At 68.0% G+C, this 16,024-nt stretch carries 18 protein-coding genes; 5 read left to right on the top strand and 13 right to left on the bottom strand.

Annotation, left to right across the window (positions count from 1 at the left end; all coding sequences use genetic code 11):
- The first annotated feature begins 33 nt into the window (after positions 1-33).
- Positions 34-234: a hypothetical protein gene (locus ACGF3C_RS02195; RefSeq protein ID WP_393217940.1), complete on the top strand. Its 201-nt coding sequence runs from the start codon at positions 34-36 to the stop codon at positions 232-234.
- A 61-nt stretch (positions 235-295) separates the two neighbouring features.
- On the opposite strand, the gene ACGF3C_RS02190 is transcribed toward ACGF3C_RS02195, so the two are convergent.
- The 7 genes from ACGF3C_RS02190 to ACGF3C_RS02160 all read right to left on the bottom strand — a co-directional run bounded on the left by ACGF3C_RS02190 (position 296) and on the right by ACGF3C_RS02160 (position 6,339).
- On the bottom strand, positions 296-2,218 hold the full coding sequence (locus ACGF3C_RS02190) for a hypothetical protein (RefSeq protein WP_393217937.1): 1,923 nt from the start codon (positions 2,216-2,218) through the stop codon (positions 296-298).
- 82 nt (positions 2,219-2,300) lie between these two features.
- Entirely contained in the window at positions 2,301-3,443 is a 1,143-nt protein-coding gene (locus ACGF3C_RS02185; RefSeq protein ID WP_393217935.1) for a hypothetical protein, read from the bottom strand.
- Position 3,444: 1 nt separating this feature from the next.
- Positions 3,445-3,912, bottom strand: a complete 468-nt coding sequence (locus tag ACGF3C_RS02180; RefSeq protein WP_393217932.1) for a hypothetical protein — start codon at positions 3,910-3,912, stop codon at positions 3,445-3,447.
- A 9-nt stretch (positions 3,913-3,921) separates the two neighbouring features.
- Complete coding sequence (locus tag ACGF3C_RS02175) at positions 3,922-4,251, bottom strand: hypothetical protein (RefSeq protein WP_393217929.1); 330 nt, start codon at positions 4,249-4,251, stop codon at positions 3,922-3,924.
- A gap of 149 nt (positions 4,252-4,400) precedes the next feature.
- Positions 4,401-4,583 (bottom strand): hypothetical protein, encoded by a 183-nt coding sequence (locus ACGF3C_RS02170; RefSeq protein WP_393217926.1) that lies wholly within the window; start codon positions 4,581-4,583, stop codon positions 4,401-4,403.
- 170 nt (positions 4,584-4,753) lie between these two features.
- Positions 4,754-6,145 carry a hypothetical protein gene (locus ACGF3C_RS02165; protein ID WP_393217923.1) on the bottom strand — a complete coding sequence of 464 codons (1,392 nt, stop codon included), beginning with the start codon at positions 6,143-6,145 and terminating at the stop codon, positions 4,754-4,756.
- On the bottom strand, positions 6,142-6,339 hold the full coding sequence (locus ACGF3C_RS02160; RefSeq protein WP_393217920.1) for a hypothetical protein: 198 nt from the start codon (positions 6,337-6,339) through the stop codon (positions 6,142-6,144). The genes ACGF3C_RS02165 and ACGF3C_RS02160 overlap by 4 nt, the downstream gene beginning before the upstream one ends.
- Before the next feature lie 125 nt (positions 6,340-6,464).
- On the opposite strand from ACGF3C_RS02160, the gene ACGF3C_RS02155 reads away from it, so the two are divergent.
- Together ACGF3C_RS02155 and ACGF3C_RS02150 are read left to right on the top strand one after the other, a co-directional pair.
- Positions 6,465-7,010, top strand: a complete 546-nt coding sequence (locus ACGF3C_RS02155) for a GntR family transcriptional regulator (protein ID WP_393217917.1) — start codon at positions 6,465-6,467, stop codon at positions 7,008-7,010.
- A gap of 5 nt (positions 7,011-7,015) precedes the next feature.
- Entirely contained in the window at positions 7,016-7,774 is a 759-nt protein-coding gene (locus ACGF3C_RS02150; RefSeq protein ID WP_393217914.1) for a GntR family transcriptional regulator, read from the top strand.
- 1 nt (position 7,775) lies between these two features.
- Here the strand turns inward: ACGF3C_RS02150 and ACGF3C_RS02145 are convergent, their stop codons facing one another.
- Positions 7,776-7,994, bottom strand: a complete 219-nt coding sequence (locus tag ACGF3C_RS02145; RefSeq protein ID WP_393217910.1) for a GntR family transcriptional regulator — start codon at positions 7,992-7,994, stop codon at positions 7,776-7,778.
- Between the two features lie 492 nt (positions 7,995-8,486).
- On the opposite strand from ACGF3C_RS02145, the gene ACGF3C_RS02140 reads away from it, so the two are divergent.
- Positions 8,487-8,861 (top strand): hypothetical protein, encoded by a 375-nt coding sequence (locus tag ACGF3C_RS02140; RefSeq protein WP_393217907.1) that lies wholly within the window; start codon positions 8,487-8,489, stop codon positions 8,859-8,861.
- Between the two features lie 870 nt (positions 8,862-9,731).
- Positions 9,732-10,184, top strand: coding sequence for a hypothetical protein (locus tag ACGF3C_RS02135; protein ID WP_393217904.1), 453 nt, complete (start codon positions 9,732-9,734; stop codon positions 10,182-10,184).
- Here ACGF3C_RS02135 and ACGF3C_RS02130 read toward each other — a convergent pair.
- The 5 genes from ACGF3C_RS02130 to ACGF3C_RS02110 all read right to left on the bottom strand — a co-directional run bounded on the left by ACGF3C_RS02130 (position 10,156) and on the right by ACGF3C_RS02110 (position 16,023).
- The gene (locus ACGF3C_RS02130) at positions 10,156-10,653 is read right to left on the bottom strand and encodes a hypothetical protein (protein ID WP_357233040.1); all 498 of its coding nucleotides are present in this window, start codon (positions 10,651-10,653) and stop codon (positions 10,156-10,158) included. The two genes, ACGF3C_RS02135 and ACGF3C_RS02130, sit on opposite strands and share 29 nt — an antisense overlap.
- Positions 10,650-11,639: a hypothetical protein gene (locus ACGF3C_RS02125; RefSeq protein WP_393217900.1), complete on the bottom strand. Its 990-nt coding sequence runs from the start codon at positions 11,637-11,639 to the stop codon at positions 10,650-10,652. The genes ACGF3C_RS02130 and ACGF3C_RS02125 overlap by 4 nt, the downstream gene beginning before the upstream one ends.
- Positions 11,640-11,643: 4 nt before the next feature.
- Positions 11,644-13,860, bottom strand: a complete 2,217-nt coding sequence (locus tag ACGF3C_RS02120; protein WP_393217897.1) for a hypothetical protein — start codon at positions 13,858-13,860, stop codon at positions 11,644-11,646.
- Positions 13,850-14,425: a toll/interleukin-1 receptor domain-containing protein gene (locus tag ACGF3C_RS02115; protein WP_393217894.1), complete on the bottom strand. Its 576-nt coding sequence runs from the start codon at positions 14,423-14,425 to the stop codon at positions 13,850-13,852. Before ACGF3C_RS02115 ends, ACGF3C_RS02120 begins: the two co-directional genes overlap by 11 nt.
- Positions 14,426-14,691: 266 nt before the next feature.
- Positions 14,692-16,023 (bottom strand): helix-turn-helix transcriptional regulator, encoded by a 1,332-nt coding sequence (locus tag ACGF3C_RS02110; protein ID WP_357226643.1) that lies wholly within the window; start codon positions 16,021-16,023, stop codon positions 14,692-14,694.
- Between the last annotated feature and the right edge of the window lies 1 nt (position 16,024).

The following is a 16,024-nucleotide window of genomic DNA, read 5'->3' as shown; positions in this document are numbered from 1 at the left end:
GACGTAGGTAAACTCGACCGCTAATGTGTAAGCATGGGAGAACCGATCCGCGACCCCGAGATCCCCGACCTCGTGAACGCCGCCGAAGCCGCCGACATCCTCAAACTCACCCGCCAGGGCGTCCACAAGCGCTGGGCCAGCGGCCAACTCCCCGGCGGCACCGCCGGCCAGAGCGTCGTCTTCCGCCGCGAGCTGATCGAAGCCATCGCCAAGGCGGAGCTGGTCGAAGGCTGACCCCGAACGCACAGCGGCCCTGCACTTCCTCGGGAGGCAGGGCCGCTTCGTGCTGTCTGGGCTACGCCGCCTGCTCCGCAACCTCGTACTGCCGGCCACCACCACGCACCTGCCCGGCCTCCGCCAGGTCACCCAGCAGGTTGTGCACCTGCCGCACCTTGAGTCCGATCGCATCGGCGATCCGCTGCGGGCTGGAGTGCCCGTCCCGGATCGCGTCGAGCACCTTGGTGTGACTCGGGCCGAGCAGCTTGCGGGCCTCTTGCTGCGCCTCGGCGACCATCACCGACCACGACGGGAACGACGCCCCACCGAACGACTCCAGCGCGGCGCCGTCACCCCCGGGGGTCGGCTGCGGCTCGGCGGCCGGCTGGGCGACGAGCAGTGGCACGCCGTCCACCACCGCCAGGCGCTCAGCGAAGGTCCGCTCCCGGCTCGCGTACCCCTGAACCGCGACCCCCGCCTGCGTGCCGTCCAGCGACCGCCAGTCGATCCGGCCCGGCCACACGTTCTTCAGGTGCTCACTCAGGTAGGTGCTGCGGAACAGTGCCTGCCGATCGCCCGGCGCCGGCTTCGCCACCAGCCCGTAGCCGCCGCCCGTCGGGAACGTCTTCGGGTTCGCGGCCACGCCGAAGATGGTCTTCGCGTTCGGGTCGTCGCCTGCCAGCATGATTCCGTTCCCGGTGAGCAGGCTCGACCGCAGCGCCTCGCAGTACCGCGAGCCCGCGCCGCCGAACGCGTTCAGGGTGGGCTCCTGGCTGGCCAGGACCAGGCCGACCCCGACCTTGCCGCCCTCTCGGGAGATCGTGGCGAACAACTGCTGGGTCCGCTTCCAGTACTCCGGGTTCTCCGCTTCCAGCAGCGCCTTGTGGCACTCGTCGACAATCCCGAGCAGACCCGGCCGGTCGGCAGTCGGCGTAAAGCCCTCACGCCCGGAGGCCGCGTTCTCCCGCTGACGCAGCAGCATCACGAAGTGCATGCCGGCGGCCATCGCGAGAATCCGATCGAAGGTCCCCGCGAACAGGTCCGCGTGACGCATGAGCAGCGGGGACGACGCCCCCGCCTGCCCGTCGGCGTACCAGACGACCGTCGGGTGGGAGGTGCTCGACGCCAGCGACATGGCGAGCGAGTCAATGAGCCGGGACTTGCCCGACCCGGTGCCGCCCTGGATGAACCCGCCCCACAGCCGGTTTTCGGTGTACGCCCTCCAGTAGGCGGTGCCCTCGCCGTCGGCGTACGGGCCGAGCTGCACCCGGCCGGTCTCCGAGTCGAAGGCAGCCGGACCGGGCCAGAGCACGCCCTTCTGAACGGGAGAGTTGGTGACCACCGTCAGTAGGGCGGTCGGCTCCGGCTCCGTCGGGTGTGGCTCGACAATGAGCTGCTGGTCGGCTCGCAGCTTCAGGCCACCCCGGACCGTCTTCATCTTGTCCACGACCATCCCGACGTGCTGCTTGCCGGGGCGCAGCCGCAACGCGTACCGAACCCCAGCGGCGATCGGCTCCATGTCCGTGAGCCGTGACCCGGGCAGTGGCCCGTCGCTGGCCCCGTTGTTCTCCGCCCACAACCGCTGGTAGCTGGAGCGGGGGGTCGACTTCGGCTGGATCAGGCCGACCGGGTGCTGCCGCCACCAGTGCATCGACAGCCCGTACCCGAGGGCCATGAGCAGCCCGACCGCGCCCAACGACAGGCCGGCCAGGGTCACCCCGGTCAGCCAGCCCACCGCCACGCCGATGAACGCCAGGGCGCGCCGGCGGGCCTTCTTGTCGAACACACGGCGGCGGACCCGGGTCGCGGCCACCACGGCGATCACGAACGCGGCACCTGCCACCCACACCGCCACAGCCCGCTCGTCGCCGACGGCGTGCACGGCGATCCGGCACGCGCCGGCCGCGACGACCAGCGCACCCACGGCGGTGTGCGGGGCGAGCTGCTGACGCAGGCCACCCTCCACCGGTACGGCGGTGGGCACCTCGGTTGTCGTGCTCATGGTTCTCTCCTCAGGTGTCCCGGCTTCCACCGCGGCGGCGCAGACCGGGGAAGTGTCTGCGCCGCACGGCGGGAGCCGGGGGTCAGCCGTTGAGCAGGTACTCCTTGTTGGCGGCACCCGGCTGCGCCTGGTACGCCTCCTTGATGTTGAGCTGCGCCTCCAGCGTCGCCTTGTGGGCGTTCCACTTGTCGGCGGCGATCCCGGAGGCCTCCATCGCCTCCCGGGCGGTGTCGACGGGCTCGCCGTCCATGTCGCCGCGCTGGAGCGCCCCGACGTACCCCTCGGCTCCGGCGGTGGCGAACGACTGGTGGGCGGACGCTGCGGCTTCGGCGAACGCGATGGCGGTGGTCAGGCCGGCAGCCTCGGAGTTAGCCATGGTGATCTCCTTCTCGATCTTCTTGATGTTGGGAAACTGGATGATCTGAGCGTCGGGGCGGACGTCGGGGGTGGAGGTGTGCTGCGAGCAGCGGCCGTACCTCTGCTGCGAGTCGCCCACGTTGGTGCGTAGGTTCCGGCACCGCTGGCCGTTCTCCACGTGGGAGCAGAGAGCAGCCGTCGCCTGGTTGACCTTCGCGACCTCTGCACGGTGCGGCGGGCAGAAGAAGCTGTCGGGGGCGGCGTCACTCCCGCATTGACCCTTGCCCTTGCCGAACTGCGTCTCCGGCCCGCCGTAGGAGCACCGCTTGGCGGGCCGGATGGGGCGGTCGGCGGTGCTCACGACCGCGCGCGCCGGGTTCACCAGTCGCGGCGAGTCCTGAGCATTCAGGTCTTTCGGGCGCGGGTTGGCGATCTGATCGAGTCCGCCGTTGGCCTCCCACTCGGCGTTACGCCGCTGCCGCTCGGCCAGGCAGCGCGGGCAGGGGCGGCCGTCGAGCACCACCTCGCCCTTGCACTCCGGGCAGTTGCGGGAGTTGTTCGGGTCGTACACCCGCTCCGGGCGGGGCTCCCGCACTACGTCGACCATGTCGTCCAGCGGCTGCGCCTTCGCTGCCGCCTTCTGTCGGCGCTTCTCCGTGTTCGCCGCCATCGCGTCCGACAGCAAGTCCGCGAACCACTCCTTGCCCCCGTAGCGGTGCTGCTCCGGCGCGGCCTGCCCGGCGGCCAGAGCCTTCGCCTTCTTCAGCTCGTAGCGCGGGTTCGGCTTCCCCCGGAACGCGTACATGCCGTCGGTGACGCCACGCTGCACCATCCAGGTGATGACCAGGATCCAGAAGATCGGGTCCACGTCACGCCTCCGCGGTCGCGCCGGCGGACTTCTTGATGACCCGGCGGGCCATCAGTACCGCCGCGACGATGCAGGCGATGGCCAGACCGACCGCACTGTCGGTGCCCAGCCACTCGACCAGGGTGTCGTTCACCCAACCCATCAGCGCGTCGAACCAGCCGCCGAGGGTGTCACCGAACTTGCCCGGTGCAGCTGCGGCCACCGACGGCAGCGCGATCACCGAGTAGATCGCCGCCTTGTTGGGCAGCAGGTCGATGAGCAGGTCAATGGCGGTGGTGATGAACAGGATGGCCAGCACCAGCGGCGCCAACCACTCCCACGGGATCCAGTCGAAAACAGCAGCGACCCAGTCGCCGATGAACGTGCCAGCCGCCGCGGTCCCGCCGATGGTGGCGACACCCAGGGACAGCCAGGCGAGGGTTTTCACCCCCTTCTGCTGGAGTCGCTTCACGGTCTTGTTCTTGGACACGAGGGCCTCCTACAGGAAGATCCGCAGCGCCAGGTCGACGCCGGGGTGGATGAGGTGGTCGACCAACCAGGCGACCGGGGGCAAGAACGACAGGGCCTTGACGGTGGCGGCGACCAGCAGGAACCGGGCGGGGCGCTCGGTCAGCCACTCCCACAAGCGGGCGCCGATCAGGCCGGGGATCGCCACACCGCGGTACCAGGCGACACCGAGGGCGCGGACCGCACCGTGCAGGCTCTCCGTGTACCGGCCCCGCTGCGCGTACAGCCGCATCTGCTCGACGGCCGGGCGGCGCTCCGTCAACAGCGGCGGCGGGGTGAAGTGCTCCCCGAACCGGGACAACCACTCACCGGTCGTCGTCGGCCGGTCGTCGCTGTCCGTGATTGCAGAGTGCAGACTTTCCGCCCCGTCCGAGCCGATCTCACGCTCAGCGACCCCGGGAGGGAACTCTGCATTGCAGAGTGCAGAGTTACGATCCGTCACGGTCTGAGTCACGACGCGCCCCGCATCCACTGCGCGAGGACCGCCGCGCTGACACCGGCTGCGAGCAGCAGCGCCAAGTACACGGTCAGCAGCACACCCAGGCTCTGATCGCCCTTGGTGCGGCGGCGCGCCGGCCTGGCCGTCGGGGCGTCGAGGGGGATGTCGATCTGGTCGTGGAGCGTTGTTGCCATGATGGTGCTCTCCTTCTGGGAGGCGGCGCCCGGTCCGGCTTGGAGGTTTGGCCGGGCGCCGCAGCTTGTGGTGGGTTAGCGGTAGGGCCGAAAGACGCAGCAGCGCACGCAGCGCTTGCCGCCCTGGTGCTTGTGACGCCACCGCCAGAAGTGCCAGCAGGTCCGCATGGTCAGCTCTCCTTCTCGGTCTTGGACCGCTCGGCGCGGACCAGGTTGATAGCGGTCTGGGCGTCACCGGCGCTGGACCAACCCATGCGGTCCATCACCACCCGACGGCCCGGGATGTCACCCCGGTACGCCTTCTTCAGATCCCGGACCATGTCCCGGATCCGGGGGGCAACCTCGCCTCCGGCAGCCGGACTGACGGGCTTCGCGCGGTCCACCCGGGCAGTGGTCCGGGCCGCCGGAGTGGACCGTCCGGCGGGCACAGACGCGCTGGTCGGAGGCTGGTCCACTCCGGCCGGATTGGTCCGCGACTGGTCCACGACGTTGGTCCGCTGCTGGTCCAACCCGGTGGACCAGATCTGGTCCGCGACACTGGACCGCATCTGGACCAGCCCGTTGGACCACATCGGCTCGCCCGGGTTAGACCGCGACTGGTCCAACCCGAACGCCCGAAAGTGGTCCGGGCGAAGACGGTCGGTGGCCTGCCGCATGATGAGCCGAACCTCGTCAAGGGTCTGCCGACCGCGCTCGTCCAGCTCGTCGTCCGAGCGGAACAACTCGCGCTCGATGTTCAGCGTCAACCGCAACTGCTTGCGGGCGGCGGCCACATCCTCAGGGTCGGCGGTCTTGGTCAACTGCTGCACCTTGCGCCGGGCGTCGGCGAGCGGCGACGTCCGCTTCCGCCACGGCAGCCGGGACGCCTTCGCCGGCTCGGTGCCGTGGAGCTTCGCGGCCTCCTGCTCGGCGTACAGCGCCAGGCCCGCATCGACCAGGGCGGCGATGCGGCGCTTCGCGAACACCTCGCTGAGGTCCTCGGCGGCGCCCGGCTTCATCCAGCCCTTCTCGACCAGCAGGCGCGTCGGCGTCCAAATCCAGTTCGACTCGACCTGCTCGGCCTTGCCGGTGCGCAGCTCCAGCACCTTCTGCGACCAGAGAGCGGCGGCGACCAGCGGGGAGAAGAACCGGAAGAGCTGGGTGGTGACGTTCCCGCCCGCGGTAGACACGGTCAGGGACGCGGCGATCGACAGCGCCCAGATGATCGCCAGGTAGGTGCCGACGCGGGCCTTCGGGTTGGCTGTCAGCTTCCGGATGGCCAGCCGGCCCTGCGAGTAGATGACCACGTCGAACGCGGCGAACATGGCGATGGTCAGGCCGATGTTGACGCCGAGCTTGTTGTGCACGACCTCCCACATGCCCTCGGTGGTGACCACCCCGAAGAGCAGTACCCCGAGGTTCGCGGCGAGGGCGTCGTGCTCGTGCTTCTTGGTGAACCGGCGGATGGCGTAGATCGCGACCAGTGCGCCCACGGCTCCGGCGCCAACAGCGACGTGCTGGGCGTTCGCCTGGGCGACGTCGGCGACCTGGCCGGTCCATGAGAGCCACTCGGGGAGCTTCATCGCTCGGCCCCAACCCATGCGATGTGCTGAAGCTGTCCGGGGGCACCCCTGAGCCACACGCGGGCGCGGGCCACGCCGGGCTTGGCGAGCAACTCCCGCGCGGCGGTGACCGCCTCGACTTCGTTGCGGGCGACGAACCCGACGGTGTCGCGGTACACGCCGCCGGCGGCGTAGAGGTCCACTCGGTACTCCATACCTCCGACCATACAGCCGTATGCATATGGCAGCAAGGGCGAGTACAGTTCGCCATGCGAAGAACCTGCACCATGAGGCAGTAAGGTCAGCAGAGATCAGCCAGCAACCAAAGGAGCGCCGGATCATGGGACAGCCGAGGTGGAACACCACCTCCGACCAGTACCTCACCCCGACCGCCGGTGACGCCTGGGCGGATCAGGTGGCCGAGTCTGGGCAGCGCGGAACCCAACGCATCCTCGACGCGGACACCCAGCCCGCACCCGACGGCATCGCGCAGCTGCTCGACCTGCCGGCCGGCGCGGCGGTAGTCCGGCGGCGCCGGCTGATCCTCGCCGACGACGAGCCCGTCGAGCTGGCCACGTCATACTGGCCCGCCAGCCTCGCCGACCAGACCCGCCTCGCCCTGCCCGAGAAGATCCCCGGCGGCTCCGCGCGGTTCCTGGCCGAGCTGGGCTACAGCGCCGCCGAGGTCCGCGAGACCATCACCGCCCGCATGTCGACGACCCAGGAAGACGTGGCCCTCCAGCAGAGAGACCTCCGACTCACCGACCCGGAGCCCGTGCTGGAGCTGACCCGCATCCTGATCGACCAAGCCAGGCAGCCGTTCCAGGTCGACATCAACGTCATGCGCGCCGGCCAGCGCATCCGCTACACCCGACAGGCAGGCTGACCCCGATGCCCACCGCCCGCGACCCCCGGCCCCGCAGCCAGCAAATCGCCGCCGAACTGCGCGCCGACATCATGGCCGGCGACCTGCCACCCGGGCAGCAACTCCTCTCCACCGGCGAGCTGAGCGAGAAGTACGACGCCTCCGGCGCCACCATCCAGAACGCGCTCGGCATCCTCAAGTCCGAGGGCTACCTCGAGGGGCGGCCAGGGAAGGGCGTCTTCGTCCGACCCAACCAGCAGCAGACGATTACCCCCGCCGACTACGCCACGCCCGCTGCGGCCGGACAGCCGTACGCGTGGATCACCGCAGCGGCGGAACGCGGCCAGCGCGGCGCGTACCGGCTGCTCGACGTCGCCGAAGTCCCCGCACCCGTTCAGGTCGCCGCCGCGTTCAGCGTCGAGGCCGGATCGCCGGTCATCCGCCGGGCGCAGCTCGGCACCCTCGACGACGAGCCCGTCGAGCTGGTGCACACCTACTACCCGGCAGACCTGGCCCGGGGGACCGCACTGGCCGTGAAGCGCCTCATCAAGGGTGGATCCCCGGCGGTGCTCGCCGGGCTGGGGCTGGAGCCTGCGTCGTTCGAAGACGTCATCTCCACCAGGCCGCCGACCTCGGAAGAGTTCGTCGCGCTGGAGCTTCCCACCGAGGTGCCGATCCTGCGCACGTTCCGCGTTGCCGTGGCCGCGTCAGGACGCCCCGTGGAGTGCCAGGTGATGGTGAAGGCCGGGCACCGACACGAGGTCCGCTACCGCTGGCCGAGTTGACCTACCGGTCGGCGACGTACACGCCGCGGCCGGGGGAGCCCAGCACCAGGCCGCGGTCCTTCACCAACTCCTGCGCCCGCTGGATCGACGACACGGACACCGAGTAAAGGCCGGCCAACTCCCGCAGCGTGGGCAGGCGGGAACCAGGCGGGTACTCACCGGCGCGGATGCGCTCGGTCAAGTCGTCGGCGATCTGCCGCGACGACATCGGTATGGGCATGGCGGTGTGACTCTCCCTGGCTGGCACGGGGAGTCGATCACACCGCCGACACAGGCTCAAGCACTGGTTGACCAGTGCGCACACTGTGACCTAGGTTCGTGGGAGCGCGGACCCCTCCCTGGCTGGCAAAACTGGGGCGGGGGTCCGCGCCCACCCCTCAGCGGTGGCGGCGCTCCGAGAGACAACTCCGGGGCGCCGTTCCGTGCATCTAGCCCCGTGACCCCCGTTCAGGGGTCGGCCGAATGGGGAGGTCAGGAGTCCAGTCGGCGGGACTTAGGTCAACCTGGGATGACCAGGCGTGCATATTCCACAGACCGGCGTCATGATGTCAGTCCGTGACGAAGACGTAACATGAGTGATCTGCACCGACCGTGGCATTGACCAGCACAAATACGCCTCGGGGACCGGTCCACGCCGGCCGAGGTTGGAGGTGTCGCCAGCCCACCTCCACAGCTCGACGACCGGAGCACATCGGACCGGGGGGACCACCTCTTGCACACCGACGCACCACCACCGCCGACCAAGAAGCTGTTGCTGTGGACCGGGATCGCTGGCGGACTGACCGTGGGAATGCTGCTCATCACGTTGAGCGGCCTCGCGTTCGGCAACATCCCGGAGATCCGCCTCACCGCCTACTTCACGCTCATCATCTTGGGCATCCTCGTTACCGGCTGGCTGGGCAGCAGGTACCACTCGCAGCGCAGCCGGCGCGACGCCTGGTGGGAGGGCTTCGCTTCCGGCGACGAGCCGCTGGCCGAGGTGATCCCCCTGCGCGACCTCAAGGGCGGCAAGGACTCGATTCAGCTCGGCAAGCTCAAGGGCTACGAGGGCAACGGCAACAGCTTCGTGATCAGTTCACCGAGCTAGGTCACGCAGCGTTAGGAGAAAATGTGTACTGGACGGTGTACGGACCTACTCGGACTGACATGGACTGGCTCTCACATCAACGCCCTGAGCTGGCGTAGGCCAAGAAGGTCCGTCCCATCCAACACGCTCGTAATGCGTAGGTCGACGGTTCGATTCCGTCAGGCGGCTCCACTGAAAGGCCCAGGTCACCGGCTTGATCGCCGATCATGACCTGGGCCTTTTTGCTTGCCGTCCCCAAGGCGAGGAGCCAACCTACTCACCGGACCACAGCGCCCCCTCCAGCCCTGCCGCAGCTTCCCGCGCGACCTCGGGGGCCACGTGTGCGTAGATGTTGAGAGTGACGCTGATCTGGTGGCAGAGACCAGACCCGGGTCGGCCCGGTTGTCGGCGTCGAACCGTTCCGTTGCCTGGTGTTCCTGGTGGTGGCGAAGGGCCGATAGCTACTCCCACCTGATGCTTGACAGTTTTCCGTCCCGCCTGGTGCATGACGGTTGACCTAGGTTCTATGGGGGCGTGGTCGTTGGGCTCGGCGGGCACGGGAGGATGGGCGATGGACAAGTGTCTGACCCCTCCGGTCGACGGTTCGATTCCGTCAGGCGGCTCCGGGGTGAAGTCATGACCAGCATTTCTGCTGGTCATACCTTCATGTTTGTCGATGGGGCATGGAGTCGGCCCCGAACCCCCCCCATAGCGCCCGGACAGGTTGGGCGTTGGCTGCTGGCTGTCGGCGCCCACATCCCACAGGCAGCAACGGCTTCAGCGCCGCCCAGCGCACGTCGGTCAGCTCATGCCGCCTCGCCACCGCCACTGTGGCCACCAGGTCTCCGTGCTGATAGTCCTCTTCATCGATAGACGATCTAGGATGAGGACGTGCCCACCGAGGTTCATCTTCAGATGATCCAAGCCGTTGTCGCCCGCCTGTCGTCGCAATCCACCACCGTCAAAGGCTGGTGCGTCACCGTAGCCTCGGCGCTCCTCGGCTTCGGCGCGAACAGCACGAGGCCGGCCGTCGCTGTCCTCGCGGTGTATGTGGTGGCCGCGTTCGCGGCCCTCGACGCCTACTACCTCAGCCTCGAACGCGCCTACCGGACGTTGTATCAGCGGGCCGTGGACGGAACGACCGCTCCGTGGCAGCTCGACATCGACCGACCGGGCTACCGGAGGTCCTGCGTGCCGCGCGAAGCCCGACGATCACCGTCCTGTACGGCGTATCGCTGCTCGCGGCTGCCGCCGTCACCGTCTACCTCCTGCTCGACTGACGGAGCAGCCTGGTCCCTCCAGTCGGCCCATGCGGTCATTCAAGTGCCTCGAACCATTGGCTGATCGGCGTGACGCAGGTGGTATTCACCATGGTGACCGACGTGCACTGGTTCTGATTCCAGCCCCACACCCAGAGGCCGGCGAGCAGCATGATGAGCACGATGTGCATGCGCGCTGCCCAAGCAAAGCCGGCCGCGGTGCGGTCCGAGAGTTTGGTCAGCCCGATGACCGATTCGGCGACCGTGTCGCCGTACCCGTAGACGAGACCCGGAGGTCGATTTCCGGCTCGTCGGAAGACCGACGCGGTCAGCACCTCCGGGACGAGGAGCATGGCGCCGACCCCGATGATCAGCCAACGCAGGATCGTGACAACGGCCTTTCCCAGCCAGACCAGCAGGTGCCGGATCACGAACCACAGACCGACGACGACCACGGCCACGAGTACCGGGAACCACAGGAACCCCCGCGCTCCGTCCGGCAGCACGGACAACACCTGCTGGATCCCGTCGATGATCCTGTCCAGCAGCATCATCTGTCGTCCGTCCGCTCATCCGAGTCATCGTCCACGCCTCGCCTGTCGGAGTCGTCCGGCTTCTCGGGGGCCGGGGCAAGCATCGGGTTACCGCTCGCCAACGCGCCGGGGGCGAGTTTGTTGCCAGCCTGCGAGACAAGGGCGGTAAAGCTTTCCACCGCTGCCGACACGGCTCCGTCGATCTCCCCGAGACGAAGCTGATCGCTCTCCAGGACCACCTTCATCGCCCGCATCGCCACCTCCTGGTCCCGCTGCCACAGCCCGACCATGAAATCGGCGGCCTCTGCGGCCTTCGTGGGATCCTGGGCGAGTAGATTGCCGGCCATCGAGGCACCGCCGCCGGACAGGAGTTCGGCGTAGAACCTCGCCCGGATCTCGTGCAGTTGCAAGTCCGAGGTCTGGGCGATCCGGTTGATCGCGGCCTTGCCCCGTTCCTCCTGCTCGGCCAGCCGTTGCCGGAGCGCGGCGATCTCCAGATCCTTGGCGATGGGCGCCTGCGCCGGATCGAGTCGCAACTCCACAGTGAAATTGGTGATCCGCAGACCTATCTCGTCGAGGTCGATCGAATCCTGACCGAGCTCGAGTGAGATCGCCCGCTCCGCCGCGGCGGAATTCAACGCCGAGTACCGCCGGCTGATACCGCGCATTCGCTGAATGAGGTGGCCCCGGCAACCACCAGGGGGATCCTCGACCATCTCCCGAACCACTGTGACAGGCTTGTGTACGGTCCAGGCGAACGCGATGGACGCGTCGAAGTGCAATGCGTCGCCCTCGGAAGGCAGGGTGCACTGAAACGACGAGTTGTGCGGGCGAATGTCCACCACGTACACCGCCCTGGGTCCACGCCACCAGACATCGCCGGTGGTGAACGGGGGGTCCGGTGCGAGCAACTCACCACTCGGCATCTGAAACACCAGCCGCGTACCAGGATCCGCCACCGGACGTCGCTGAAACGGTAGTCGTCGAAGCTCCTGCTTGCTGAGCACCGGCTTACTCAACCCGCACCGTCCCTTCAGTCAGCACCTTCAACAATTTCTCGGCCAGGTCTGGCGCGTATGGCCGCTGGTCGCGCCAGTTCTTCGCGTGCGAGGCCAGCAGATCCGCCTGGCGGCGGGTCTTGGCGGCCTCTTGGAGCAGACTGATCAGGGGCAGCCGTAGCGCCGGTGCCTCTTTGGCGGCCGAGGCCCAGCTACGCAACACGTTGCGGACCGAGTAATCGGCGCCCGGAGCGACGAGGGACCGCCCCCACAGACCTGCAATCACCTCGCGCGTCCCGCTCGGCGCCCCGGCATCGGCTGCGGCCACGCCGTGCTCGGCGTCGGCCATTCTGAGCAGGGTCGGCCAGGAGACCTCGCCGTCCGGCTCGGCCACGTGCGTCCACAGGCCCGCGGCAACCTGGAGGAAGCCGAGGATGCCGGCCCGTTGTCTCCCAGCGTTCCCCTCCAACGACCAGCGTTCCAGCAGCCGTAGCAGCTCCAGTCGGCGATCAGGGCTGGCCGGGACCATGAGCTCGGTAATGCTGAATCCGATCGCGATGGAAAGCGCGGGCCCGGCGTTCTTCGCCAGCGAGTCGAGTTGCTTGTCCGGGCCGCCGGGCAGGACTTCACCGACACTCGCGCCAAGTGCCCTGGCGGCCGTCATCCGCAGGGGCAGGCTGTCCCGCCTGCACCAGTCCAGTACCAGACGGACCACCTGGGCACCGGTTTCCGGATACCTCGCGGGCATTGCCAGCGCGGCGACGGCCCGCTCCCGCTCGTCCCCGTTGCCGCTACCCGCCCAGGGCACCACGACATCCCGCCTGATGGTGTCAAAGGCGATGCGGGCCAGGAATCCGATCGCGCTGGCCGCTCGGATCCGTACCCGCCCCTCGACGTCCTGGGCGACGGCCTCCAGCCAGTCCAGGACGATCTCGCGGTCGTAGTCGTGCTCGCGCCACAGGTGCTCCAACACCCGAGCCGGATAGCCCGCCGAGACGAAGGAGGCAACCTCCAACTCTGCTGTTCCGTACCGAGTACGCCGTACCTCGGTGGTGATCCGGGCCCGGGCCGCCCGTAGTCGGGCATTCCGTGGTCGTCGGGCCCGACTCGGCGGGGCACCGCCGCCCTCGTCCGCACGCCACGCCCGTTCCAGCATGGTCGCCGCCCGGGAGACCGCGTCGTAGGGCATTCCCTCGAGAGCCGCCAGCGCGACCACCGTCGCTCGCTGGTCGAATTCGGTGATGCCGTCCAGCCAGTCTTCGACATCGAGCCGGCGGCGGTCCTCGAACCGGGCGAGCGCTTCATTGATGGTGCTCTCGCCCTTTGTCGTCCCGGCAAGATCCTGGGCTAGCTCGACCAACTGCTGGACATCGAAGGCGTCGATCTCGACGGCCTGTAACACCTCCATCAGGCCATCCGCCTTCAGGACGGCGTCCGCCTCCCGGGGCGAGCTGAGGTGCTCGGCAAGGTGGCTGGCTACCAGGTCGTACGCCGACGGCGGTGCGTCAAGGACCCGGGCGAGCCGGGCCACGGCGTGGTCGTGCAGCCGCCGCTCGGCGTCCAGGATCAGCACCAATCTGGCATCCCGCTTCGCGAAGCGCTCCTCCAGTGCGGAGATGTCCCGCTCGCGCAGCTCGCCGAGCTGCGTGGCGGTGAGTCGTTCGACCACGTAGCCGCAGCCCTTGGGTAGCTCCTCCACCTGGAGTGTGGCGAGCGATCCGTTGAAACGCAGTTCGTGGATCGCCTTCATACCGGACATGAGCTGGATGGCGGTAGTGGAGCTTCCCCAGCGCCGACGCGCCCGCAGCAGGATCACCCGGTCATCGCCGGCGGTTGCGACGAGATCGGGGTACCCGCTGGGTTGGACGAAGACCCGGGCGATGCGTTCGATGGTGCTCACCGCGATCGTCGACAGTAGGGCACTCGCGCTGTCCCGGCCGAACGTCGCGTCACCGCCGGTGATCGACCCGGTGACGTTGATCTTATGGCCGATGAGCGTCACGTTCGACGTCCGTCCGCCAAAGGCACCGATCGCGTCGGCCAACGACTCGCGGAAGTCCTCCTGCTCTCGCGCCTGGTCCTCGTTCCCCGCCTGTTCAGCGTCGGGGTGCTTCGGCTTCGGGTTGGTCACTGCTTCGTCCAGCGGGGTCTTTCCCCGGCCACCCGCTGCTGCCGCCTCGTCGGTCGCCGTCGGGGCACCGGAGGGCTCGGGGTTCACCTCATCGGCCAAAGTAATCACCGCCAGTGATCGGGCCCTCGATGTCCAGCCGTTTTGCGCGGATGTTCACGGAGCTGTGCCGCCCGTTGCTTGCCGGAGAAGGGGTCCTGGGCGGCCGTGGAACGTGCTCAACGAGCACCTCGACCAGTCGGGCGAGATCCTGATCGGAGCTGTGGTCGCGCAGCTCGAATGATTGCCGACGATGCAGCGTCGCGATATCGCCGGGCAACTGGTCTGCCTTTGGTAGAGGCGCTCCGGCGAGAAGGACGGGTATCACCTCGATACTTCGCTTCAACGCCCGGCGGATCTCCATTCGGACGTAATCTTTCGGATTGTCGAGCCGCCGGGCACCCGACGAGTCGGAGATCGTCAACCAATTCGGCCCGATGAGGGCGAGCAGTACTTTGCTCCGCTTGAGCTGCCGGGAGAGCTCGGGCGGGAAATCGGTACCAGGACGCATCGAACGACGATCCCGGAAAATCTGGCCCTCACCGAATTCGCGACACAATCGTTGATCAATGAGATCAACTGCGTAGGAAGCGTCGCCGGTGCGGTAGTTGATGAAAACACCGGTCATTAGGCTGCCTTTCTGGCACGTCGGCCCCAGCTACCCGCGGACCGTCTTCGGTAGGGTCGACAAATGTCGCTCACTGCGGATCACGAACCGATGCAGGGATGGATTGTTGGCAAAAGCCGGTGTGACGAATCCTGTCAGTCAGGATGGCGGCGCGGCAATCCGTTGTCCTCACCCAAATGGATGGACAACAGTGCTCGGTGCGCGAAAATGTGGTCCTGTGGCGGAGTGGCGAAGCTGATCAGCCGCGCGAGCGCTATCCGAAAGGACTACGCTCTGTACCGTAGTGGCTCCGGTGTGTTGGAGTGAAGGGCGAGAGTGAGACCCGGCATGATGTGCCGGACGCTGTGCTGCCGTCGCGACCGGCCGAGTTCGCGGTTCAATCGACGTAGATCGTGGCGCACGGTCGCGGAATCGATCGTGCCGGCGCGGTCGAGCACCGGTCGCAGGACCTCGCAGGCTCGTTCGACCTGGCCAACGGTGGCTGCGGCCAGGGCGAGGCGTGCCCCATATCGCGCCCTGGTCCGGTGCGCGTCCGGCGCTATCGAGCCCAACTCGCGGTCCAGGATCTCGGCCGCCTCGAGTGGTCGTCCGAGGTCCTGCAGACACCACGCGGTCACGAACGCGATCGGATCCGTCATCGTCGCGCTGCCGAGAGTCGGGCCGTCGGCGGCCTCCGCGTGGCCGGCCCGCATAAACTCGGCCGCCCGCTCCAGCGCTCGGTGGCAGGCTCGTTCATCGCCGACAATGGCGTGGCCCTGCGCCTCACGCTGGGCCGCGAAGCTGCGGATGCGTGCGCTGCGGGATCGGGTCTGGGCCTCTCGGGCGAGCGCCTTCGTGGCGATCGGGTCACCTCGGTAGAGAGCCAGTTCCGCCCGGCGGACCAACCCATAGGATTCCAGCTCCGGATCCCCACCTGCGGTCGCGAGCCTGATGGCGTGCGCCGTCCACCACAACGCGGCGGTCTCATCGCCTTTCTCCTGCGCCATCCAGCCGGTGTACTCGGCGAAACGGGATGCCAATCGCAACGCCTCGCCCCGGCTCGATGAATGGTTATCGGTGGCAAGACCCTGTACGGCGTTGGTCGTCGCGATGAGAATCTGGCTGACCATGCCCGGCGGTGCACTCTGCCCGAGTCGCCGGAGTTCGTCCAACCAGCCCCGGAAAATCGGCAGAGTGGACTCTGCGGCGCCGACCCGGTCGAGCGGCGGGGTGATCGCCCAGCTCATCAGGGTTGCCGCGCCGGCGGTCAGGACCGAGCGTCGATCGTAGGCGCCGAAATCGTTCTGCCCATCGCTGGTCAACCGCATCGTCCACACCTCCTCGCGCGAGTCGAAGTCGGGGTCGGGGTCGGAGTCGGAGCCCGGAACGGGGGCTGTTGGCTGCACCAGCCGGGCCAATGCCCCGGACGCGCCAAGTCCCTGGTCACAACGCCGGGCCAATGCCTGGCTGGGCTTCTTAATGCCAGATTCGATCTTGCTGAGGTGACTCTTGCTGTAGTTGACACGCTGGGCAAAATGCGAAAGCGACAGTCCCGCTTCCGTCCTTAGTCTGCGCAACTCGGCACCGAACGATAGCGGCTGAATCTGTTCGTCCACCATG

The sequence above is a fragment of the Micromonospora sp. NPDC047762 genome, assembly GCF_043204655.1.
Classification (GTDB): Bacteria; Actinomycetota; Actinomycetes; order Mycobacteriales; family Micromonosporaceae; genus Micromonospora.
This window is presented reverse-complemented; position numbering and strand designations above follow the sequence as displayed.